Below are 23,802 nucleotides of genomic sequence, written 5' to 3'. Positions count from 1 at the left end.
TGGAATTAATATTTTGAATTAATTTCATTTTCTTTTAGAAATGGACGTTCCATGCCTAGCTGATCACGGTAATAGGTTTCAAACATTAGGATATTCTGTACGTAACGACGCGTTTCGTTAAAAGGAATCGATTCAATAAACTGATACGCGTCAAGCCGACCAGCACGCTCACTCAGCCAGCGATCGACTCGATGTGGGCCTGCATTATAGGCTGCAAGTGCCAAGATACGATTCTGATTATATTTCTTCATTAGTTCGGCAAAATAAATTGAACCTAACTCAATATTTTTATCAGCTTCATAGAGCTCTTCACTACTTTGAAGTTTTACTTGATATTTCTTCGCGGTATAGCGAGCCGTTTTCGGCATCAATTGCATTAAGCCTCGAGCGCCAACACCAGAGCGGGCAATATTATCAAGCGCACTCTCTTGGCGGGCCAACGACAACAATGTAATAGGATCTAACTTTTGTTTTTGTGCTGCCTCGGTAAAGTTATCTAAATGAGCAACAGGAAAACGCAGCGTTACATTGCTCCATAATTTAGCTTGGATAGAAGCGACAACACCGTAATGTGACCACTCTTTTAATAATGCATATTGTGCAAGCATCGCCTTTTGTTCAATCGACGAACGTTTTAATAACCAGTACCATTCACTGCGCGCCGCACTTCCTTTATCACGAGCTAACAGCTCTTCAATACGAATCAAACTGCTATCAAATTCGGCAAGCAATTCAGGTTGGTATTCAATTTGATCCGTTGGATATTCAACGGGCTTATCGAGAATATTTGCTGCTGAAACACTGTAAAAATTGCGTAACCCAAGTAACTTACGTAGCCGCTCTTTTCCAGAAATAGTCTTGCCTAACGCAATTTCGGAACGGCCCAACCAATATTGCCACTCTGGTTCTTGTTGAATATCGTCACTCAGCGCAGAGATCATTTGATGAGTTGTAGTCCAATCAGTTAGCTCAATTGCATAACGAATTCTTTGAGATACGACTTTTATATTGGGACTTTGCTTAAAAATTTCATCATTCCAACTAGCAAGCTTCGTATCTTGGGTTTCCATAAGTCGAAGTGCTATTTTTTCACTCAATGCTTGAATTACACCTTGCTCATCTTCTTTTAGCTTTGTCGAATTCATGTCGCTTAACATTGCTTGAACAGCTTTCGTACTAACATGGGTAAGTCGCGCTAAACCCAAATCAATCATTTCCCAGTCATACTTCTTACCGGTATTAACGACCTTGATATACCCTTTAACCAACTGAGGTTGTTCGTATAGCTTAGATATTTGTTGTGCGCGTTTCTTACTTGTAGAACTCGTTAACTTTTTGGCTAAATATCCCATCAAGCGCGGATTATTCTCTTTAAATGCTAATTCAATCCGCTGGAGAATATGTTCATTAGTAATTTTTTTCTGGTTAAACAACTGAGAAAATAACGGGTCACATTCACTGGCAACACTGTCACCTGATAGCCACAATTTTAGCCCGCCATCTAGAGCTTGCTGACGGTCACCTTTATGCCACTGTGCTGTATTGTAGAAACATTGACTCACTTCTCCTTTTGGCTCTGTACGAGAAAATTGAAGCAGTTTGTTCCACTGTTTCGATTGACCAAGCAGTTGCAGGTAAGTCTTACTAATCACATTAGAAAAAGGCAATTCTTGATATGTTTCAATGAAGCGTTGTACTTCTTGCGGTGACCGCTGCTCCAAACCAATTAGAAACGACCGATATTCTAAATATGGCGTAAGTGGATAGCTTGCCAGTTTACTTTTTACTTTTTGGTAGCGTTGCGGAGTGCGGGCATCAAACCATTGTTGAGCTTGGTCGTACAACTTTCGTTGCTGCTCAAGTTGGCTGTTCGCCAATGCGGCACTTGCTGTTTGCCAAGAACCCATAAGCGTAACTAGAATCAACGTCTTTGTGATGCCCTTACACTGATAATCTATCCTACTCATATTCCGCAACAACCTTACTAATGAAATAAATTGATATTTTAATTGTAGACCGTAGTCGAAGCTAACCGTGCCCTATCTTGCAAAATTAATTGTACAAATCCAATCACATTCACCAAACATCACAGAAAAACATTCACTTAACAGTATTCTTAACAACATTTAAATAAGAGTAATTACTGCTTTTCGATAGCTAAATTAGATCGAGATAGTAACAATAGCGAATGCTTTAGTATAAAATATTTAGCTTAATTCATTAGTTACCATTAGGAATGATCGGCAATGGCTGAATACGTATATACCATGTCACGGGTGAGCAAAATTGTTCCCCCGAAACGACAAATTCTTAAAGATATCTCTCTTAGCTTTTTTCCTGGTGCCAAAATCGGTGTACTTGGCCTTAACGGCGCAGGTAAATCAACTTTACTTCGTATCATGGCTGGTATCGACAAAGATATCGATGGAGAAGCTCGTCCTCAACCTGGACTCAATGTCGGCTACCTTCCCCAAGAGCCTGTCCTTGATGAATCAAAAACAGTGCGTGAAATTGTTGAGGAAGCTGTTTCAGATGTTGCCGATGCATTAACCAGACTCGATGCCGTTTATGCAGCCTATGCTGAAGAAGATGCTGACTTTGATGCTTTAGCAAAAGAGCAAGGCGAATTGGAAGCTCTAATCCAAGCCAAAGATGGACACAACTTAGAGAATGCGCTTGAGCGTGCGGCAGATGCTTTACGCCTACCAGAATGGGATGAAAAAATCGCAGTACTTTCTGGTGGTGAGCGTCGCCGTGTTGCCATCTGTCGTTTGCTACTCGAAAAACCCGACATGTTGTTGCTCGATGAACCAACTAACCACTTAGATGCGGAGTCCGTTGCTTGGCTTGAGCACTTCTTAGTTGATTACAGCGGTACTGTTGTAGCCATTACCCACGACCGCTATTTCCTCGACAATGCAGCGGGTTGGATATTGGAACTTGACCGTGGTGAAGGTATCCCATGGCAAGGGAACTATACTTCATGGCTTGAGCAAAAAGATGAACGTTTAAAACAGGAATCATCACAAGAAAGCGCTCGTCAGAAAACCATCGAGAAAGAATTAGAATGGGTGCGTAAAAACCCGAAAGGCCGACAAGCTAAATCAAAAGCTCGTATGGCTCGATTTGATGAACTGACTACCACAGATCATCAAAAACGTAACGAAACTAATGAACTATTTATTCCACCAGGTGAGCGTCTTGGAGATAAAGTTCTTGAAGTCAACAACCTAACCAAATCATTTGGTGATCGTGTATTAATCGATGATTTATCGTTTAGTATGCCGAAAGGGGCAATTGTCGGTATCATTGGTGCCAACGGTGCGGGTAAATCTACCCTATTCAAAATGTTAAGCGGCACTGAACAACCAGACTCAGGTAGCATTGAACTTGGCGACACGGTTAAGCTTGCTTCCGTTGAGCAGTTCCGTGACAGCATGAACGACAGTAACACCGTATTCCAAGAGATTTCAGAAGGTAGCGATATTATTCGCATCAATAACTTTGAAATCCAAGCTCGTGCTTATTGCTCTCGTTTCAACTTTAAAGGTGTTGATCAGCAAAAGCGGATTGGCGATCTTTCAGGTGGTGAACGTAACCGTGTTCACCTAGCGAAACTGCTTAAGGCTGGAGGCAATGTATTGCTTCTCGATGAACCGACCAATGACCTAGATGTTGAAACGCTACGAGCATTGGAAGAGGCCTTACTTGAATTCCCTGGTTGTGCCATGGTTATTTCCCACGACCGTTGGTTCCTCGACCGCATTGCGACACATATTCTTGATTATCGTGATGAAGGTCAGGTCAACTTCTACGAAGGCAACTATACTGAGTATACCGAGTGGTTGAAACAGACATTAGGTGCTCAGGCAGCTGAACCACATCGAATCAAATACAAACGCATTACTAAGTAATGCTTTGATATCATGACTTGATGTAAGGGCTGTCGTTTTAGGTAGCCCTTTTTTTGTTTTCTAGACACGATAACCACCTTATTTAGAGCAAATAAGAGAGATCCACATGACTGAAAGACGACGTTTTTCCAGAATTATTTATCGAGCACCAGCGTTGATTACTTATCAAGGGCAAACTATCAAATCGACCGTTCAAGACCTTTCATTACATGGGGTTCTTTTACTCTTGAATGGTGAAAATACCTTTAATTGTGGAGACGAAGTAGAGGTTGAACTTACGTTACCAGAGAGTGATATTATGATTCATATTGCCGCTCATGTAGTTGAAACTGACAACACCACAATTCGAGCTCGTTTTGGCAATATTGATATTGAGAGTATTAGTTACTTGCGACGTTTCGTTGAACTCAATGTCGGTGACGATTCTCTTTTACATCGAGAGTTAGAGCATTTAACCGATTTAGCCGATCATATGGAAGAAGATTGATCCTTTTCTATTGATACCGTCAAAAATAAAACCCTGCAATCAGATTGCAGGGTTTTATGCAGTTGTTCCATTCAATTTAGATCTGAGCTTAGCGCTGAATTGAATCACTCGCCTGCTTCAACAGATGCTGACTTTCTGACATAAACTGCTGAGAGTAATCCCCAAACCAATCACTTACCGCATTAAAGCTGGATACAAAACCTTCTTTATCACGATTTTCAATCAACTCTAACGCTTCAGTAAAACGTTGGTGAAAGCGTTTAATCATTTCAATATTCTCTGTAGACGACAGAATAATATCACCGTATAGATCTGGGTTTTGACAGAACAAACGTCCAACCATCGCTAACTCAAGCCGATAGATTGGTGAACTCAAGGTCAGTAGTTTATCCAAGTCAGGATTCTCTCGTGACAAATGCATCCCGTAAGCAAACGATGTAAAATGCCGTAATGCTTGAATCAAACTCATACCTTGATCATGAGAATCTGCATTGATCGGGCATAAATACGCCCCCCAAATCCGCATCTGCTCTACTAACCATTGATAATGCTCTTCACCTCGGCCGTCACAATAGACAACGACCTGTTTTGCCAAGCTAGGCACATCTGGACCAAACATAGGATGAAGACCAACAACAGGACCTTGGTGAGCTTCCATCATTGCAGTTAACGGCTCACCTTTGATAGACGTCAAATCACACAAAATACAATCATCAGGAAGATTGGTTAAGCGAGAAATAACATCGACCGTTTTATAGATCGGTACGGTTACAACCACCAAGCCTGCATCTTTCAATATGTCATCAGCACGATCCCAATCTTGGCTACCAAGGATTTTGACGTTATAGCCAGAAAGGGTAAACATTCTCGCAAATAAACCACCAAGCTGTCCTTTACCACCAACAATCACGATAGAGCGTAGATCTGGCTTTAAACATTTAAAGCCAGCATCCTTTTCACTCGCATAAGATTCACGCATCGTACGACGCAAAATATCTTCAATCAACTGGGGTGGCACGCCTTGACGAGTCGCCTCTTCTCGGCGTGAAGCCAACATAGCCGCTTCACGGTCAGGGGCGTAAATGGGTAACCCATGTTTACTTTTTACTTCCCCAACCTTCTCAACCAGTGACAAACGACGAGCAAGAAGTTGCAATATCTGTTTATCGACATCATCAATTTGGTCACGTAACTCGTTGAGTTCAACAGCCATTTATTCCAACCTCTCTTACTCTTTGATCAAACGTTTTGCTAAAAATGGAGCCAATTCTTGGTGCGTCTTGCGAAGTAGCGCTTCAGTTGTCTCCCAATCAATACATCCATCGGTAATCGACACACCGTATTCCATTTCCGCAAGAGGGAGATCTGATGATTGATTACCCGCATTAATGTGACTTTCTATCATTAGACCATTAATCGATTGGTTACCATTGCAAATTTGCTGAATAGCATCTTCCGCTACTAATGGCTGACGACGGTAATCTTTACGAGAATTAGCATGACTGCAGTCTATCATAAGAGAAGGTTCCAAATTGGATTTAGCCATCTCTTGTTCACACTCTGCGACCGATACTGAATCATAGTTAGTCTGCTTGCCACCACGTAGAATTACATGCCCATTCGCATTACCTTGTGTTGTCAGCAATGCAACTTGACCTTCTGAATTAATGCCCATAAAACGGTGACCAGACGCTGCAGCTTGCATCGCGTTAATCGCAGTTCCTAGGCTACCATCGGTTCCGTTTTTAAAACCAATCGGCATCGATAAGCCACTTGCCATTTCACGGTGAGTTTGTGACTCAGTAGTACGAGCACCAATCGCAGCCCAAGTGAACGTATCGGCCAAATATTGTGGGCTAATCGGATCAAGTGCTTCGGTAGCTAGCGGAATTTCCATTTCAGCTAACTCAACTAATAGCTGACGACCAATATGAAGGCCTTGCTCGATATCAAAACTGCCATCAAGATGTGGGTCATTGATCAAGCCTTTCCATCCAACTGTTGTTCTAGGTTTTTCAAAGTACACTCGCATAACGAGGAACAATTGATCGCTTAACTCTTCCGCAATCTCTTTAAAGCGACGAGCGTACTCTTTCGCCGCATCAAGATCATGAATAGAACAAGGACCGCATACGACTAAGAGTCGATGGTCACGCTTATGGATAATATCCGCAACGGTTTGACGGGATTGCTTAATGTATTCCCGAGCATTAGCACTTAATGGCAATTTTTTCTTTAGTTGTTCTGGTGTAATCAAAACTTGTTGGTCCACTATATTAATATCTGATAAGTCACTTTTAGCCATGCTATTCACCCAGTATATAATTCTTTACAAATGTTCCTGTTCGAAACTCTTTAGCTGTTACTCAGCTCTTGAGGTGAACAATATCATTTTAACTGAACATTACAAGTGTAAGATAATAAAAACAGATAGTGTATATATAATTTTACACTATCTATTTGTTAATATAGAAACACTTATAATTATAGAAAATAGAAGCATATTTCGTACAAAATAATATACACATGTAAATTTTGTGTATTTTTGAAACGTCTCCCTTTTATTTTCCCATAATTGAGTAAAATATAATTATCATTTATTCAAATAACCTTGCTATGGACTTAATCCTCTCTCTCCTGCAACAGATGTGCGTATATTTGGTTTTAGCGTACCTCTTAAGTAAAACCCCATTGGTTTTGCCATTGCTCAATGTCCCTACTCGACTCGACCATAAGCTCGCTACTTATGTCCTCTTTTCTCTATTTTGCATTATGGGAACCTATTTTGGCCTACAAATAGACGATGCCATCGCCAATACACGAGCAATTGGTGCGGTTATGGGTGGGTTATTTGGGGGGCCTGTCGTTGGCGTTGCTGTAGGATTAACTGGAGGGTTACACAGATACTCACTCGGAGGCTTTACCGATCTCGCATGCGCGATATCGACGACAACAGAAGGACTTGTCGGTGGGCTACTGCACAGTTACTTGATGAGTCGAAATAAGAAAGAGTGGCTATTTAATCCCGGGATTGTGTTTAGCATTACACTGGTCGCCGAGGTCCTTCAAATGTCGATTATTCTTGCTGTAGCGCAGCCCTTTGATAAAGCCTATGCACTGGTTTCAACTATCGCGATACCTATGCTCATTGCCAACTCTATTGGTGCCGCACTATTTATGAGTATTTTGCAGGATAAGCGAACTATTTTTGAACAATACTCTGCAACATTTTCACGCCGAGCACTGCGAATTGCAGAACGGTCTATCGGCTTACTTGCGGAAGAATTTGAAGCAAAGAGTGCCAAACAAGTCGCCAAGATCATCTATGAAGAAACCAATGTCGGAGCCGTTTCCATCACTGATCAGGATAAAATTTTAGCCTTTATCGGTATTGGTGATGACCACCATAAACCAAACACACCAATCTCTTCTGATAGTACCCGCCAAGCAATAGACGACAATACTATTATCTACCTTGATGGTAACGAACACCCTTATCAATGCTCTCTTAGTCATGAATGTAAACTAGGGTCGGCGCTGATTATTCCTCTGCGTTCAGGGGACCAAGTCGTTGGAACAATTAAGCTTTACGAACCAAAACGTAAACTGTTCTCTTCAATCAATATGTCTATGGCAGAAGGCATCGCAGAACTGCTTTCAAGCCAAATTCTCTATGGACAATATCAGCAGAAGCAAAGCCTGCTCGGCCGCGCTGAGCTCAAATTACTGCAAGCACAAGTGAACCCGCATTTTTTGTTTAATGCACTCAATACAATTAGTGCGATTACTCGACGAGATCCTGATAAAGCAAGAGAACTCATTCAACACCTCTCCCAGTTCTTTCGCAGTAATCTCAAACAGGACATCGAAAACGTCACTTTGAAAGAAGAACTGGCACACGTAAACGCCTACCTCACTATAGAGCAGGCACGCTTTAGTGATCGTTTAACCGTGATTATCGACATAGAACCACATTTACTTTCAGTTCGCCTACCTAGCTTCACATTACAGCCTCTAGTGGAAAATGCGATAAAACATGGCGTATCAAACCTTCTCAGCGATGGTGTTATAAAAATTTATAGTGAAGCACAACAAGATGGATATAGGATCATCGTCGAGGATAATGCTGGGTGCTATGTGACTCCAGATGAACATCATGATGGTTTGGGCATGGAAATTGTCACAAAACGATTAACAAACCTATTTGGATCAAGCTCAAAATTGGACATCGAATCTATACTCAACAAATCGACTCAGATGAGTTTCTTTATCCCTAGCGATGCAATAGAAAGCTCCAATCACACTCCACAACACGAAGAGAATCATTCATGTTAAGTGCGCTTATTATCGATGATGAAATGTTAGCTCGAGAGGAGCTTATTGCTCAATTGGAGCATTGCAATCATATTGACATAATAGGTCAAGTCAGCAATGCGATAGAAGGTCTCAAGGCAATACAGCGCCAAAAGCCGGATATCATATTTCTCGACATTCAGATGCCACAGGTGACCGGAATAGAACTTCTAGCAATGCTCGACCCTGAAACTATGCCTTATGTTGTGTTTGTTACTGCTTACGACCAGTATGCGGTTCAGGCATTTGAAGACAACGCCTTCGACTATTTGCTAAAGCCTATCGACCAAAAACGATTGGAAAAGACCATCAAGCGTTTAGTAAAACAAACGCATCATAAACAAGATCTTTCGGCCATTACACCAACATTAGATCAAATCCCTTGCATTGGCCTAAATCGAATCTTATTGATTGCCACCAATGATGTGGAGTTTGCCTTTAGTGACGTATCAGGTGTTCAAGTTCAAACCATGCAACAACAAGCAACGAGTCAATTGTGCTTAAAGCAATTAGAAGCCAAAACAACACTGCTGCGCTGTCATCGCCAGTATTTGATCAATCCAAAAGCCATTCATGAGATTAAGCTATTGGAAAATGGTTTGGCGGAAGTCATCACCCGAAGTCAACATTCAGTTCCCGTAAGCCGACGCTACCTAAAACTCCTCAAAGAGTCTCTGGGAATGATCTAACTGCCACTCAAAAGCCTTAAAATGAGATGGGCACAAGTTACTGATTGATGATTCGTTTCATTGTCTCACTTGCCTCTTTCCACTGAGTACTGGATTTTAAGTCTGCCAGCGTAAAAGCGGTGCTTTTTAACATATTAGTGGCTGTTGGCACTTCCATTATTGGTAGGTTATCGATGACTTCAACCGCCTTAGTAGGATCGTTACACACCAAGATCATGTCACACCCAGCCGCTAACGATTGGTGAGCTCGTTCGACCACGTTGCCCATCACCGATGCCCCTTCCATACTAAGATCATCTGAGAAAATAATACCGTTAAAGCCTACCTGTTGGCGTAGTATCTGCTTCAACCAAAACGTAGAGCCACTTGCAGGTTGGTCATCATAATGTGGGTAAACCACGTGTGCAGGCATCACCGCATCCAGTAATTGAGCGTCAATTTGAGCCTTAAATATCGCCATATCTTGCTCAAATACTGAGTCTCTTGGATCTGAAGGTAACTCAAAGTGTGAGTCAGCCAATACAGCACCATGGCCGGGAAAATGCTTACCGGTCGTTGCCATACCCGCTGTTTTCATCCCGTTTAAAAAAGCCGTGCTATAGCGAATCACTTGCTCAACAGATTCTCCAAAAGAGCGACTGCCAATCGCCTTTGAATCGAACCCTTTATCTAAAACTGGGGCAAAACTTAAATCAATATCATGAGCAATCAGTTCGGCAGCCATTAACCAGCCCCCCTGATCAGCAAACGAAACCTCTTTTGAGTAATTCGCGTAATCTTGCGCCGCCGGAAGAAGAGTAAAACCTTCACGAAAACGCTGAACACGCCCACCTTCTTGATCGACGCCAATAATGATCGGCGATCCTGCCGCTTTGCGAATTGAACGATTAAGGGCGACGAGCTGTTCACTATCGTAATAGTTTCTCGCAAATAAAATCACACCACCTACCGTTGGGTGTGCGAGTATCTCTTTCTCTTCCGCCGTTAATTCATAACCCGCGACATCTAACCACAAAGGGCCCATATCTGATCCTTGCTATCTAAATCTATGATTCTATTCTAGCAAGCAACACGTTGGCATTGGAGCACTATCTTGAGATTCAACGATGTTAGTGAGACTATTGCACCATAAATAGCTCAGCAAGGCTTTGGTGACACCGCTGGCAGCAGACATTCCAATCTAAACAGGCAACTAAAAATGGCAATGAACGAACCCGAATACTATATTGGCGTCATGTCTGGCACGAGCTTAGACGGTGTCGATGTCGCTTTAGTCGAATGCCAACAGTCATCGTCTCGTCTCATTACGCACTATTGTCATCCGATGCCAGATAGTCTCAAGCAGCAAGTCACTAAAATTAGCACTGGACAAGCACTGTCTATTAAAACATTCGGCGAACTTGACCACCAACTTGGCCAACTCTTTGCCGATGCCGTACTAGCATTGCTGGCATTGCCCGAATGCACAATAGAACACACAAAGATTCGAGCAATTGGGAACCACGGCCAAACAGTATTCCACCAACCGGAAGGTGAAACGCCATTTACCTTGCAATTGGGTGATGCCAATATTATTGCAGCACGAACAGGGATTGAGACCATTGCTGACTTTCGCCGCAAAGATATGGCGTTTGGAGGTCAAGGTGCGCCGCTTGTTCCTGCTTTTCATCAAACGCTTTTTGAATCCAATGACTCGAGTTTGATTGTGCTTAATATTGGCGGCATTGCCAATATTTCCGTATTCGCGCCAGATGGTAAGGTCGTGGGCTATGACACCGGCCCCGGCAATGGTTTGATCGACAGCTGGTGTAGCCACCACACTGGAGATAGATTTGATTGCGGTGGGAAATGGGCGCAACAAGGAAAGGTAAACCCCGCATTTTTGTCGCTAATGCTTAGCGATCCCTTTTTTAGTAAACCCGCTCCTAAGAGTACTGGAAGAGAGTATTTTCATCTTGATTGGATAGTAAACCAACTCAGCCAAAGTGATGAAAAGATGGCTCTTCAAGATGTACAGCGAACCCTTACCGAACTAACCATCAGCAGTATTGTTGCTGAAGTCGTCTCTCATCAAGCAGGTCCATCTCCTCAATTATTGGTCTGTGGCGGAGGCGTACAAAACCCTTTAATCATGCAACAGCTAAAACAACAACTTCCAGCGTGGCAAGTAATGACGACCTCTCAGCTAGGTATTGATGCCGATTTTATGGAAGCGATGGCTTTTGCCTGGTTAGCCTATCGACGAGTTCACAACCTACCCAGCAACTTGCCGCTGGTTACAGGAGCGAGCAAAGCGGTAAGTTTAGGGGTTATTTACCCAGCCGATAACATTTCAGATATCGATCGTAACTAACTTAGATTCTACACATAACTAATTTGAGAATAACCATGGCCGACGACACACTACTTTCTACCCTATCTCAACTCGTATCCGAAGGGAGAAATCCTGACACCATGGATATTGATTTGCTCCCGACGCGCGCTTTGGTCGAGAAGCTAAATCAACAAGACAAGCTCGTGCCTTTAGCTGTAGAAAAAGAACTGACCAACATCGCGACTGCGGTTGACCATATCACTCAGGCATTTAAAAAGGGTGGCCGCTTAATTTACCTTGGAGCGGGAACCAGTGGGCGATTAGGTGTTCTTGATGCCTCAGAATGCCCGCCAACCTTTGGCGTAAGCGATGAGATGGTAATGGGGTTAATTGCCGGTGGTAAACCTGCGATGTTTAAAGCCCAAGAAGGCGCAGAAGACTCAAGCGATCTCGGAGAAAACGATCTTCGTAGTATTAATTTTTCACAGAACGACATTGCGGTTGGTATTGCCGCAAGTGGACGTACCCCTTATGTCATTGGCGCATTAGATTATGCCAATCAACTCGGCGCGACCACTATCGCGCTATCTTGTAATCCAGACTCTCCGATTGCGAATATGGCAACCATTGCCATTTCACCGATTGTGGGACCTGAAGCGCTAACAGGATCAACTCGATTAAAGTCAGGAACCGCTCAAAAACTGGTGCTGAATATGCTCACTACCGCCAGTATGATCCGCCTCGGCAAGAGCTATCAAAACCTTATGGTCGATGTAAAAGCCACCAACGAAAAATTAGTTGCTCGAGCAATCAGAATTGTCATGCAAGCCACCGACTGCGACAAAACAACGGCAGAACATTTGCTCAATCAAAGTAACAACAATGCCAAAGTAGCAATACTGATGCAGTTGACTGGTTTTGATTATCAACAAGCTGTTTCTCAATTAGAAAAAAATGAAGGTGTTCTACGTCACGCTTCTCAACCCAAGTAGCTCCTTTGCCACCATTGATATCCGTCAATTAAGCACACACAATGCTTAATTGACAAACCACTTAATTACTCCAAAGACCACTTATTTTAATATTCGACCACTTACCTCAATAGCTAATGTTTCTATTTCATCAAAGCGATATTGTGCAATCTGACCTTGATTACACTCTACACAAAATTACAAAAATAGAAGGAACATCCTATGCTATGGTTCTTAACTTGTATGGCCGCCCTCCTAGGTGGCTATTACCTTTACGGAAGCTTTGTCGAAAAAGTATTTGGTATCAATCATAAACGCACCACTCCTGCTCACAGCATGGAAGATGGCGTTGATTATGTGCCCATGTCAACTCCCAAAGTTTATCTCGTACAATTACTCAACATCGCCGGTGTTGGCCCAATTTTTGGCCCAATCATGGGTGCACTATACGGTCCTGCTGCAATGTTGTGGATTGTCCTCGGTTGTATCTTTGCCGGCGCAACCCATGACTATTTCTCAGGAATGTTATCGGTCAGAAATGGTGGTGCTTCAGTCCCTACTTTAACTGGGCGTTACCTAGGCAATGGCGCAAAACATTTCATGAACATCTTTGCCATTATCCTTCTACTTCTAGTTGGTGTTGTATTCGTATCAGCTCCAGCAGGTATGTTAACCAAACTGGTTAATGATCAATTCAATCTTGGTATTGGTTCAATTGTAATGGTGCTGGGGATCTTCGCTTACTACATCATTGCGACGATCGTTCCCGTCGATAAAATTATCGGTCGCCTATATCCTTTCTTTGGTGCTCTGCTGATCTTTATGTCAGTTGGACTCATGACCGCCATTGGCTTCTCTGACCAACATACAGTTCTTGGTGGATTTGAAGTTTCTGATATGTTCAGCAACATGAACCCTAATGACATGCCTTTATGGCCTGGCCTATTTATCACCATCGCATGTGGTGCTATCTCTGGGTTCCACGCAACTCAATCTCCAATGATGGCTCGTTGTATGGAAAATGAAAGCAATGGTCGCTTTGTATTCTACGGTGCGATGATTGGCGAAGGTATGATTGCACTTATCTGGTGTACAATCGCTCTATCGTTCTTCGGTACGCTTGAAGGCCTACAAGAAGCCATTAAAGCAGGTGGCCCTGGTAATGTTGTTTACTCTGCATCATTTGGCTTACTTGGTGTATTCGGTGGTATTCTTGCATTCCTTGGTGTGGTTATCCTTCCAATTACCTCTGGCGATACCGCGTTCCGCTCTAGCCGCTTGATTCTTGCTGAATACTTCAACATGAAGCAAAAAACATTAGTAAGTCGCTTAATGATGGCCGCACCACTATTTGTTATCGGTGCAGTACTAACGCAAGTTGACTTTGGGATAATCTGGCGCTACTTCGGATTTGCCAACCAAAGTACAGCTGTTGTCATGCTATGGACTGCAAGTGCCTACTTGATTCGTCACAATAAGTTCCACTGGATTACAACGATACCTGCTATGTTCATGAATACCGTCGTTCTTAGCTTTATCTTAAGCAGCTCGAAGCTTGGCTTTGGTCTACCAATGCAAATATCAACTGTCCTAGGTTTCTTAGGCGCTATTGCAATGTTTGCCTTTGTTATCAAAAAAGCGAAACAAACTAACGGTGTCGATCTATCAGACGCAGAACCCGCAACTCCGAGTAAAGTATAAGTTTATATAACAACATTGATCATTTGGGCTCAGAAATGAGCCCTTTTTTATTGTCTACAACTCAACTTGACTTTAGCCTCACAAAAACGCAAGTTATCTCCATTACTGAATCGAATATGGAGTAGACAATGACGAAAGGCTTTCAATGGGATTGGGTAGTAAAAATCACACACTGGTCAGTGGCAATACTATTTATTGCTAACTTTTACTTCACAGACGAAGGTGGTGATATTCATATCTGGTGTGGCTATGGCATTCTCGGTTTGGTGGGACTTCGTTTACTTTGGGGATTAATAACCCATTCTCCTGCACGCCTATCGTCCTTTTTTCCTTCTCCTTTTTCAGCATTAAAACACTTAAAAGAAGTCCTAAAAACTCGAAAAGACGATCATGAAGGACACAACCCCGCTGGAGCTATAATGATTTGGGCTATGTGGTTAGGTCTACTTACCACGGGAACATCTGGGTGGATGATGGAAACGGATATGTTCTGGGCCGAGATTTGGGTCGAGGAATTACACGAAACGGCGGCAAACGTAACGTTTACTTGTGTCTGCATTCATGTATCAGCTGTCATATTAATGAGCTTTTTAACCGGCAATCGGTATATCCAAACGATTTCACCGTTTAAAAAATAAAAAGCCCAATTAGAACACTGACTAATCGGACTTAACATTTAAACGTTAGAATTCACAACTTTATAGCCGCATAATTAGCGGCGATGAAGTTCTATTCAACCTGTTTAATCTGAAGCTCTTTAGGCACTTCAAAGAACATATTTTCTTCTCGACCAAGCACTTCTTCAATATCAGTAGCTCCAAGATCTTGAATTCTAGCCAATATTTGATTCACAAGTTCCTCTGGTGCAGAGGCTCCAGCAGTGACACCGACCAAGGTTTTATTATCAAACCAATTTGCTTCAATGTCTTCTGGACAATCAATAAGGTAGCTCGATGTTCCCAGCTTTTCCGATAACTCTTTTAGCCGCGTTGAGTTGGATGAGTTTTTAGATCCAACGACAATCATCACATCAACTTGATTCGCTAAAATACGTACCGCATCTTGACGGTTTTGCGTCGCATAACAAATATCATCTTTCCGGGGACCTTGGATATTAGGAAAGACCTTACGTAGCTCATTAATAACATCAGAAGTTTCATCGACAGAGAGCGTTGTCTGGCTGACGTAATGTAAATTATTAGGATCTTTCACTTTATCCAATAGATTCACAACATCACTAGGGTATTCCACCAAATACATTCCGCCTTGGTCACTTGAGTACTGCCCCATCGTGCCTTCAACTTCAGGGTGTCCTGCATGCCCGATCAATACAACTTCCATATGGCGACGGCTTGCTCGAGCGACTTCCATATGCACTTTTGTTACCAAAGGACACGTTGCATCAAAAACCGTTAAGTCACGATCTTTCGCCTCATTACGTACTTTTTGTGATACCCCGTGTGCCGAGAAGATCACAATATTATCGTCGGGTACATCACTAATATTTTCGACAAAAACGGCACCACGCTGTTTTAGGCCTTCAACAACAAATCGGTTGTGAACCACTTCGTGGCGAACATAAATCGGCGGTTGATACATTTCTAACGCTCGCTCGACGATGCTAATAGCACGGTCAACACCGGCACAAAAGCCACGCGGGTTAGCGAGTAAAATTTTCATATTATTGCTCATACTAATTAATCTGCCGATATTTCAGTTTGTTAAAAGTGTGTTTATTGTACAGATAAAATCTCTACATCAAAGATTACATCTTGCCCCGCCAAAGGATGATTGAAGTCCACCTTAACTGACTCACCTTCAATCGACGTAATAATTCCAGGAATTTCAACCCCGTCAGCTCCCGTAAAAGCCATGATGGTTCCGACTTCAACAGCAGCATCACCGACAAATTTTGATTTATCCATATAGTGAATCGCATCAGGGTTAGGCTGGCCAAACGCATCATCCGCTTTTAGCTCAATAGCTTGAGCATCACCTTCTTTAAGTCCAAGCAAGCTCTGCTCAAAGTTGGAACTAAGGCTTCCGTCACCCATAACAAACACCGCAGGCTTGTCCATATTGCGGGTTGAATCCGCCACCGAACCATCTTTAAGTTTGATGGAAAAATGAAGTGTTACAGTCGAATTTTGAGTAATACTGGTCACAGAAGTGCTCCAAAATAGTCATAAAAAGTAAAAGCGATATAGATATATCCCTTTATGACAAAAAGCGCCACCTGAATCAACAGACAGCGCTTGTGGTTATTCATATTAGTGAACTTAATTCACTCTTTTATCGTCAGTGCTCTTGGTGCGAAAACCATCCAAAATCAACATTCCAGCGCCAATACAAATCGCACTATCTGCCAAATTGAATGCAGCAAAGTGGTAGCTTCCCCAATAAAAATCGAGGTAGTCGACGACAAAACCATGAACGATTCGGTCAAATACATTGCCGACAGCACCACCAATCACCAAGGCGTAAGCACAATTACTCCACTTTTCAGCAGACGATTGTTTGCCCATCCAAAACATCAGCATAGCAACGACAAAAAACGCAATCGAACTAAACAACCAACGTTGCCATCCACCTTGATCACTGAGAAAGCTAAAGGCTGCTCCGTGGTTATGAACATACAACAAATTGAAAAATGAGGTCACTTCAATTCGATTTGCCCAGCCATACCCCATCTTATCCATCACCAGTAATTTAATACCAATATCAGCAATAAAGATAAGGAGCGCTAACCAAAGCCAACGCAATCCAGATTGTTTAATGTCGTTCATACTCATGCTAGTTACGCAAACTGACGAGTTTCGCCTTCACCAGTAACATTAGTTACACAGCGGCCACAGATTTGCTCGTGTCCTGCAATGGTGCCAACATCATCAGTATGGTGCCAACAACGCTCACACTTCGCAGCAGACGTAGGCGTCACTTCAACAAATAAACCTTCAACTTCAGTTTCATTTGCAGAGTCACTTTTCTCACTCAGAGGTTTCACAAGCGCTTTTGAGGTTAATAATACAAAGCGTAGCTCATCTTGAAGTTGGTTCAGTTGAGTCGCTAAAGCATCATTTACATAAAGCGTTACTTCTGCCTGTAAAGAGCCACCAATGACTTTCTCGCTTCGAGCGACTTCAAGTAACTTATTCACCGCATTACGGACTTGCTGAGTTTGTGCCCAAAAGTCATTGTTTAATGCTTCTTCTGCGGACAAAGCAAACAGCTCTTCATACCATTCTGACGCAAATACAAATTGACCACGGCTCTCACCTGAAGGCAGTGTTTGCGGCATTTCATTCCAAATTTCATCGGAAGTAAACGACATAATCGGAGCCATCCAACGAACCAACGCTTCGACGATATAATAGAGCGCTGTCTGACAACTACGTTGCGCGTGGCTACCTTGCTTCGCTGTGTATTGACGGTCTTTAATCACGTCAAGATAGAAAGAGCCCATTTCTACTGAACAGAACTGCATTAAGCGCTGAACAACAGCATGCGTGTTGTATTCATCGAATGACTTAACAATATCTTGTTGCGCTGAGAACGCTTGACCTACAGCCCAACGGTCTAGAGCCACCATATCTTCTGGGGCAACCATATCGGTTTCTGGGTTAAACCCATTAAGGTTCGCTAAGAAAAAGCGAGCAGTATTACGGATACGACGATAAGCATCTGCACTGCGTTTTAAGATCTCATCAGATACGGCAACTTCACCGGTATAGTCAGTTGATGCAACCCACAAACGAAGAATATCTGCACCCAGTTTGTTAGTGACATCTTTCGGTGAAACCACGTTACCCACAGACTTAGACATCTTACGACCTTGGCCGTCAACCACGAAACCATGAGTCAATACTTGGTTGTAAGGGGCTTTACCTTTCATCGCAATCGAAGAAATCAATGACGATTGGAACCAACCACGGTGTTGATCCGATCCTTCTAAATACATATCTGCGGCATTGCCGTTAAATTCTGGACGACTATCAACAACTGAGTAATGAGTCACACCTGAATCGAACCATACATCTAAAGTATCGAGTACTTTTTCATACTGCTCGGCATCTTCAGCACCTAATAGCTCAGCAGGCTCAACATCCCACCACGCTTGAATGCCTTTTTCTTCAACCAATAGTGCAACTTTCTCGATAAGCTCGAGTGACTTAGGGTGAAGGTCAGAAGTTTCTTTATGAACAAATAATGCAATTGGAACACCCCAAGTACGTTGGCGTGAAATACACCACTCTGGGCGCCCTTCAATCATACCCTCGATGCGGCTTTGACCCCACTCAGGGATCCATTGAACACTTTTAATCGATTCAAGAGCCTTTGCACGAAGGCCCGCTTGTTCCATAGAAACAAACCATTGAGGTGTTGCTCGGAAGATAATTGGGCTTTTATGACGCCAGCAATGTGGGTAGCTGTGGGTATAATCAACATGATGCAATAATGCACCTTTTTCTTTCAGTAAATCGACTACATTGGCATTCGCTTTAAAGACATGTTGCCCAGCAAAAATCTCTGTATCTGAAAGATAAACACCATTAGAGCCCACTGGGTTCGCAACTTCTAAACCGTATTTTTGGCCTACAATAAAGTCTTCTTGACCATGTCCAGGAGCAGTGTGAACCACACCAGTACCCGAGTCAGTCGTTACGTGATCGCCTAATACAGCAGGAACTGAGAAATCATAAAATGGATGTTGGAACTGACTAAGCTCTAAATCAACACCAGTTGCAAAACCAAGCTTCTCAAACTCTTCAATTCCAGCACGCGATACAACATCATCAACTAATTCACTAGCAACAATAATTCGCTCTGGGTTGTCCCCTTTCACTTGCAAAAGAACATACTCTAAGTCTTCACGCAAACAAACAGCGCGGTTTGCAGGAAGAGTCCAAGGAGTCGTGGTCCAGATAATAATAGAGATATCGCCTTGACCTTGCTCAGAGCCACATTCAAATTTGGCTAGCAATGCAGCTTCATCAGCGGCCTTAAAACGTACATCAATCGAAGGAGATACTTTGTCTTGATATTCAACTTCAGCTTCCGCTAGTGCCGAACCACAATCGGTACACCAATGAACAGGTTTAAACCCTTTAAGTAAATGACCGTTATCGGCAATCTTACCTAAGGCACGAATAATGTTTGCCTCGGTACCAAAGTCCATCGTGCGGTATGGCTTATCCCACTCACCAAGAATACCAAGGCGCTTAAAGCTTTCGCGCTGACCATCAACTTGAGTTTGAGCGTAAGTACGACATTTCTCGCGAAATTCCGCAGCAGTTACTTTCTTTCCAGGTTTCCCTACTTTCTTTTCTACCATTAACTCAATAGGTAAACCATGACAATCCCAACCTGGTACATAAGGTGCATCGTAGCCAGCTAGGGTTTTTGATTTAATAATAATGTCTTTAAGAATCTTATTTAGCGCATGGCCAATATGAATATCGCCATTTGCATAAGGAGGACCATCATGCAAAATAAAAGATTTTTTGCCTTTTTTAGCTGCACGAATTGCACCGTATAAATCTTGCTCGTACCAACGTTTAAGCATTTCTGGTTCGCGGTTCGCCAGATTGCCACGCATTGGAAACCCTGTTTCAGGTAGGTTCAGGGTATCTTTATACTCACTCATTGATTCTTAATTCCGTAAATGTGGGCGGAGTTAAACATGATGCTAAGTAGCAGTAATGCACTTAACCGTTATGCTCGAGCAGCCACACCCTTGCTGCTTGTGCATCAAATTCGATTTGTTGTTTTAAAGCGTCAAATGATTCAAACTTTCGTTCATCACGCAGCTTATGCAGCAATATGACTTCGAGCTGTTTTCCGTACAAATTTTCTGAAACGTCGAACAAATGTACTTCAAGCTGCCGTCGCATGCCATTCACTGTTGGGCGTTGACCAATATTCGCTACACCATCAACAACGGACTGTCCTAATCCCTTAACTTGCACAACGTAAACACCAGAGACGGGAGACACGCATCGCTTCATTGGAATATTTGCGGTTGGAAAACCAATGGTTCGTCCTAACTTTCGCCCATGTGAAACGCGGCCAGAGATACTATAGTCTCGTCCCAGCATCTCAGCAGCTCGTTGTAATTGGTCATTTGCTAATGCTTCTCGAATCAAAGTACTACTGACTCGCTTGGACTCTACACAAAAACTTTGCGTACTTACCACATCAAAGCCTAACTCTTTACCGATTCGCTGTAATAATGCGAAATCACCACGCCGCTCTCGACCAAAACAGAAGTCGTCACCGATAACAAGAAACTTAACACCCAATTGTCTTACCAACAAGTCACGAATAAAGGCTTCTGGTTCAACATTTGCAAATTGATAATCAAAACCAACACACAGCATTCGGTCGATATTCAACTTACTTAACTGAACAAACTTGTCACGTAACTTAGTTAACCGTGCTGGGGATTTTTCTTTTGCAAAAAACTCCATCGGTTGTGGTTCAAACGTCATTACAACAGACGACAACCCAAGTTGCTCAGCTTTTTCTGATACTTGCGCCAATACTCGCTGGTGCCCTAAATGAACACCATCGAAATTTCCGATCGTCAAAACACAGCCATAATGCTGTGCTTGAATGTTATGAGTACCGCGGATCAGTTCCATGAAATTAGCTTATAACCTGTCACTTCGTATCTATCATTCGATAAAACCGCAGGATTATATACCAATCCCGTTTAATCTGTCGCGGCTTTTAAGTGCTTTGGTCGAATTCCGAGCAAGAGAAGCATAACAATATATGAAAATGCCCCGATAACAATCAGTAAAAACAGATGCCCACTGCGACTTAATTGATCCCACGTAGTCCATACCGATATATCGTCTAGACAATACCACACAATGCTACTCATGATGATGCCCGCCAAAATCACTCTTATAATAAAGAATACAGAAGAGCGACATAAACGATATACATTGGTTAAATGCAATCCTCGATACAAAAGAGCCATATTAATAAAAGCAGAAAGCGACGTTGCGATGGCTAAACCAATATACCCATAGAACCAAGCAAAAATAGCGTTGAAAACCATATTGGAAACCATGGCAATTATGCCATATTTAACAGGCGTTTTCGTATCTTGTCGCGAGTAATACCCCGGTGCCAATACTTTAATTAACATGAAATTAGTTAAACCTGCACCATAGGCAAGTAATGACAATGAAGCCTGATTAACATCATGTACCCCAAACTCCCCTCGCATAAACAACACCATGATCATTGGCTTCGCTAATACCATTAAACCAAACATGGCAGGAATACCAAGTACACACACCATTCGAACGCCCCAATCCATGGTGTGAGAAAAACCATCATTCTGTGCATCAACATGTTTTCGAGAAAGAGCGGGCAAAATAACAGTTGCGATGGCGATACCAAAAATACCCAATGGAAATTCCAGTAGCCGATCAGAATAATAAAGCCAGCTAATAGAGCCAGTTTCGAGAAAGCTCGCAATAAAGGTATCGAGCAGCAAGTTTATCTGACTTACTGATACGCCAAACAAAGCCGGAATCATCAACGTCCGTATTTTTACCACGCCGGGATCACGCCAGCCCCACTTTGGTTTAACCAACACTCCTTGACGCCACAAAAAAGGCAGTTGAAAGAAGAACTGCACCATTCCGCCCAAAAATACGCCAAGTGCTAGCCCAAGTTCTCGTTGCTCTAAGTTGGGCGCGATAAACCAAGCACACCCAATGATCATGACGTTCAGAAATACGGGCGTAAACGATGACACTGCAAACTGACCCAATGTATTAAGAATTGCCCCTGATAACGCAACAAAGGTAATAAACCATAAATAAGGGAAGGTAATTTTTAATAACAAACTCGCAAGTTCAAACTTTTCAGCACTTGGACCGCCATTCAGCCAATCAATAAACCACCCAGCGCCGAATAACGCGGTAACAACACCAGAAAATAGAACCCCTAATAAGGTCACTATGGTGACAATTCCGCCCAAGGTTCCAGAGACCTTTGCGATTAAATCATTGGTTTTTTCCTTATCACCTTGAGCATGATATTCAGTTAAAACAGGTACGAATGCTTGAGAAAATGCGCCTTCGGCAAACAAGCGGCGTAAGAAGTTTGGAATCTTATTGGCAAAAAAGAACACATCTGCACTTGTTCCCGCTCCCATTAAATTCGCGATAACAATGTCACGCACCAATCCCAAAACTCGTGAAACCAAGGTCATAGCACTTACTACTATGCCTGACTTAAGCAGTCGTTTACTCACCGCAACCTCAATATAAAAAGTAGAGAAACACACCCGCCTCCATCCTAAAAAGGTAAGATAATAAATATCTAGGGATAGGAGCGGATAAGTATTAGCATTAAAAAAAAAATACTGTTAGAATCCCCGCCATCTTAACCGCGAAGAGCTGCTATACCAAAATTTTGTTTCTGGTAGAGTGGTTTTTGCACAAATCATTTGACATTCGAGTGCAAATAAGGGATATTTCGTGCCCTTAAAATGTCACCGAACTAAGTTTTTGGGAGTTAAACCCTTGGCAAATAGTAAATCTGCTAAGAAGCGCGCCATACAAGCTGAGAAACGTCGCCAGCACAATGCTAGCCGTCGTTCAATGATGCGCACTTACATGAAAAAAACTGTTGCTGCTATTGAAGCAGGCGACAAAGAAGCTGCAACTGCTGCATTGGCTGCTGTTACACCGATTTTAGACCGCTTAGCGACTAAAGGTCTTGTTCATAAGAACAAAACTGCACGTCATAAAGCTCGCTTCGTAGCTGCAATCAAAGCGCTTTAATTTAGCTTTGTTTTATACTTATAAAGTATAAATAAATAAAAACCGGCTTTTGCCGGTTTTTTTGTTTCTAGCTTATTTAAATCAATCAAACCTTCAGTTTAGTCAGACAACATCTTCTTCGGTTTGACAATATAAACGATGCAATAGTTCTATCATCTCTTTCACTTCTCCGCTTTTCAATGAATAAAAAACGGTTTGTGCCTCTTTGCGAGTCGATACAAGGTTATCACGCCTTAGCCAAGCCAAATGCTGTGATAGCGCTGACTGACTTAACTCAAGTTTTGAACACAGTTCTCCTACAGACAATTCATGCCCAAGAAGAATACAGAGAATTTGCAATCGGCGTTCATTTGCCATTGCCTTCAGTAACACTACAGCTTGAGCTGAATTTTTTTCCATCTCATGAAGATTCATAAAATGATTCCTCGATAAATAATCGTGTTCAAAATATATTCTCGATAGTTTAATCAATAATGCTTATCACTTCCAGTCTAGCACAGCAAAATAAAGTTACCGAAAGCGCTATAAACAGCTGGAGTTGTAAAGTTACATTAACATCACACATT

At 42.4% G+C, this 23,802-nt stretch carries 20 protein-coding genes; 9 read left to right on the top strand and 11 right to left on the bottom strand.

Annotated elements, in window-relative coordinates; genetic code table 11:
* Nucleotides 1-5 precede the first annotated feature (5 nt).
* Complete coding sequence (locus tag ACXJY6_RS14965; RefSeq protein ID WP_458768812.1) at nt 6-1,967, bottom strand: transglycosylase SLT domain-containing protein; 1,962 nt, start codon at nt 1,965-1,967, stop codon at nt 6-8.
* A gap of 279 nt (nt 1,968-2,246) precedes the next feature.
* On the opposite strand from ACXJY6_RS14965, the gene ettA reads away from it, so the two are divergent.
* Together ettA and ACXJY6_RS14955 are read left to right on the top strand one after the other, a co-directional pair.
* Nucleotides 2,247-3,914, top strand: coding sequence for an energy-dependent translational throttle protein EttA (ettA, locus tag ACXJY6_RS14960; protein WP_456051993.1), 1,668 nt, complete (start codon nt 2,247-2,249; stop codon nt 3,912-3,914).
* A 106-nt stretch (nt 3,915-4,020) separates the two neighbouring features.
* Entirely contained in the window at nt 4,021-4,401 is a 381-nt protein-coding gene (locus ACXJY6_RS14955; RefSeq protein ID WP_456051994.1) for a PilZ domain-containing protein, read from the top strand.
* An 88-nt stretch (nt 4,402-4,489) separates the two neighbouring features.
* Here ACXJY6_RS14955 and tyrA read toward each other — a convergent pair whose 3' ends face one another.
* Complete coding sequence (gene tyrA, locus ACXJY6_RS14950) at nt 4,490-5,614, bottom strand: bifunctional chorismate mutase/prephenate dehydrogenase (RefSeq protein ID WP_456051995.1); 1,125 nt, start codon at nt 5,612-5,614, stop codon at nt 4,490-4,492.
* 15 nt (nt 5,615-5,629) lie between these two features.
* Entirely contained in the window at nt 5,630-6,706 is a 1,077-nt protein-coding gene (locus ACXJY6_RS14945; protein WP_456051996.1) for a 3-deoxy-7-phosphoheptulonate synthase, read from the bottom strand.
* 311 nt (nt 6,707-7,017) lie between these two features.
* On the opposite strand from ACXJY6_RS14945, the gene ACXJY6_RS14940 reads away from it, so the two are divergent.
* Both ACXJY6_RS14940 and btsR read left to right on the top strand, forming a co-directional pair.
* Complete coding sequence (locus ACXJY6_RS14940; RefSeq protein ID WP_458768811.1) at nt 7,018-8,736, top strand: LytS/YhcK type 5TM receptor domain-containing protein; 1,719 nt, start codon at nt 7,018-7,020, stop codon at nt 8,734-8,736.
* Nucleotides 8,730-9,443, top strand: coding sequence for a two-component system response regulator BtsR (gene btsR / locus ACXJY6_RS14935; RefSeq protein WP_456051998.1), 714 nt, complete (start codon nt 8,730-8,732; stop codon nt 9,441-9,443). The genes ACXJY6_RS14940 and btsR overlap by 7 nt, the downstream gene beginning before the upstream one ends.
* 37 nt (nt 9,444-9,480) lie before the next feature.
* Here btsR and nagZ read toward each other — a convergent pair whose 3' ends face one another.
* Nucleotides 9,481-10,467: a beta-N-acetylhexosaminidase gene (gene nagZ / locus ACXJY6_RS14930; protein WP_458768810.1), complete on the bottom strand. Its 987-nt coding sequence runs from the start codon at nt 10,465-10,467 to the stop codon at nt 9,481-9,483.
* A 180-nt stretch (nt 10,468-10,647) separates the two neighbouring features.
* Between nagZ and ACXJY6_RS14925 the strand changes: the two genes are divergently transcribed.
* From ACXJY6_RS14925 to ACXJY6_RS14910, 4 genes are all read left to right on the top strand, one after another.
* Nucleotides 10,648-11,796, top strand: coding sequence for an anhydro-N-acetylmuramic acid kinase (locus tag ACXJY6_RS14925; RefSeq protein WP_458768818.1), 1,149 nt, complete (start codon nt 10,648-10,650; stop codon nt 11,794-11,796).
* A gap of 35 nt (nt 11,797-11,831) precedes the next feature.
* Nucleotides 11,832-12,749, top strand: a complete 918-nt coding sequence (gene murQ, locus ACXJY6_RS14920; RefSeq protein WP_458768809.1) for an N-acetylmuramic acid 6-phosphate etherase — start codon at nt 11,832-11,834, stop codon at nt 12,747-12,749.
* Nucleotides 12,750-12,950: 201 nt separating this feature from the next.
* A complete protein-coding gene (locus ACXJY6_RS14915) occupies nt 12,951-14,429 on the top strand; it encodes a carbon starvation CstA family protein (RefSeq protein WP_458768808.1) in 1,479 nt (492 codons plus the stop codon).
* 128 nt (nt 14,430-14,557) lie between these two features.
* Nucleotides 14,558-15,067, top strand: a complete 510-nt coding sequence (locus tag ACXJY6_RS14910) for a cytochrome b/b6 domain-containing protein (protein WP_458768807.1) — start codon at nt 14,558-14,560, stop codon at nt 15,065-15,067.
* 91 nt (nt 15,068-15,158) lie between these two features.
* Here the strand turns inward: ACXJY6_RS14910 and ispH are convergent, their stop codons facing one another.
* The 6 genes from ispH to murJ form a co-directional block, all read right to left on the bottom strand.
* Complete coding sequence (gene ispH / locus ACXJY6_RS14905) at nt 15,159-16,121, bottom strand: 4-hydroxy-3-methylbut-2-enyl diphosphate reductase (protein WP_456052004.1); 963 nt, start codon at nt 16,119-16,121, stop codon at nt 15,159-15,161.
* 41 nt (nt 16,122-16,162) lie between these two features.
* Nucleotides 16,163-16,594, bottom strand: coding sequence for an FKBP-type peptidyl-prolyl cis-trans isomerase (gene fkpB, locus ACXJY6_RS14900; RefSeq protein WP_458768806.1), 432 nt, complete (start codon nt 16,592-16,594; stop codon nt 16,163-16,165).
* Between the two features lie 114 nt (nt 16,595-16,708).
* Nucleotides 16,709-17,221 carry a signal peptidase II gene (gene lspA, locus ACXJY6_RS14895; protein WP_458768805.1) on the bottom strand — a complete coding sequence of 171 codons (513 nt, stop codon included), beginning with the start codon at nt 17,219-17,221 and terminating at the stop codon, nt 16,709-16,711.
* 5 nt (nt 17,222-17,226) lie between these two features.
* Entirely contained in the window at nt 17,227-20,073 is a 2,847-nt protein-coding gene (ileS, locus tag ACXJY6_RS14890) for an isoleucine--tRNA ligase (protein WP_458768804.1), read from the bottom strand.
* A gap of 61 nt (nt 20,074-20,134) precedes the next feature.
* The gene (gene ribF, locus ACXJY6_RS14885; RefSeq protein ID WP_456052008.1) at nt 20,135-21,070 is read right to left on the bottom strand and encodes a bifunctional riboflavin kinase/FAD synthetase; all 936 of its coding nucleotides are present in this window, start codon (nt 21,068-21,070) and stop codon (nt 20,135-20,137) included.
* A gap of 71 nt (nt 21,071-21,141) precedes the next feature.
* Nucleotides 21,142-22,704: a murein biosynthesis integral membrane protein MurJ gene (murJ, locus tag ACXJY6_RS14880; protein ID WP_456052009.1), complete on the bottom strand. Its 1,563-nt coding sequence runs from the start codon at nt 22,702-22,704 to the stop codon at nt 21,142-21,144.
* Between the two features lie 271 nt (nt 22,705-22,975).
* On the opposite strand from murJ, the gene rpsT reads away from it, so the two are divergent.
* Nucleotides 22,976-23,236 carry a 30S ribosomal protein S20 gene (rpsT, locus tag ACXJY6_RS14875; protein ID WP_456052010.1) on the top strand — a complete coding sequence of 87 codons (261 nt, stop codon included), beginning with the start codon at nt 22,976-22,978 and terminating at the stop codon, nt 23,234-23,236.
* 102 nt (nt 23,237-23,338) lie between these two features.
* Here rpsT and ACXJY6_RS14870 read toward each other — a convergent pair whose 3' ends face one another.
* Nucleotides 23,339-23,650, bottom strand: coding sequence for an ArsR/SmtB family transcription factor (locus ACXJY6_RS14870; RefSeq protein ID WP_456052011.1), 312 nt, complete (start codon nt 23,648-23,650; stop codon nt 23,339-23,341).
* Between the last annotated feature and the right edge of the window lie 152 nt (nt 23,651-23,802).

Source organism: Vibrio phycocola, from assembly GCF_054404255.1.
Note: the sequence above shows the minus strand (reverse complement) of the source record. Positions and strands in the feature narration are given on the sequence as shown.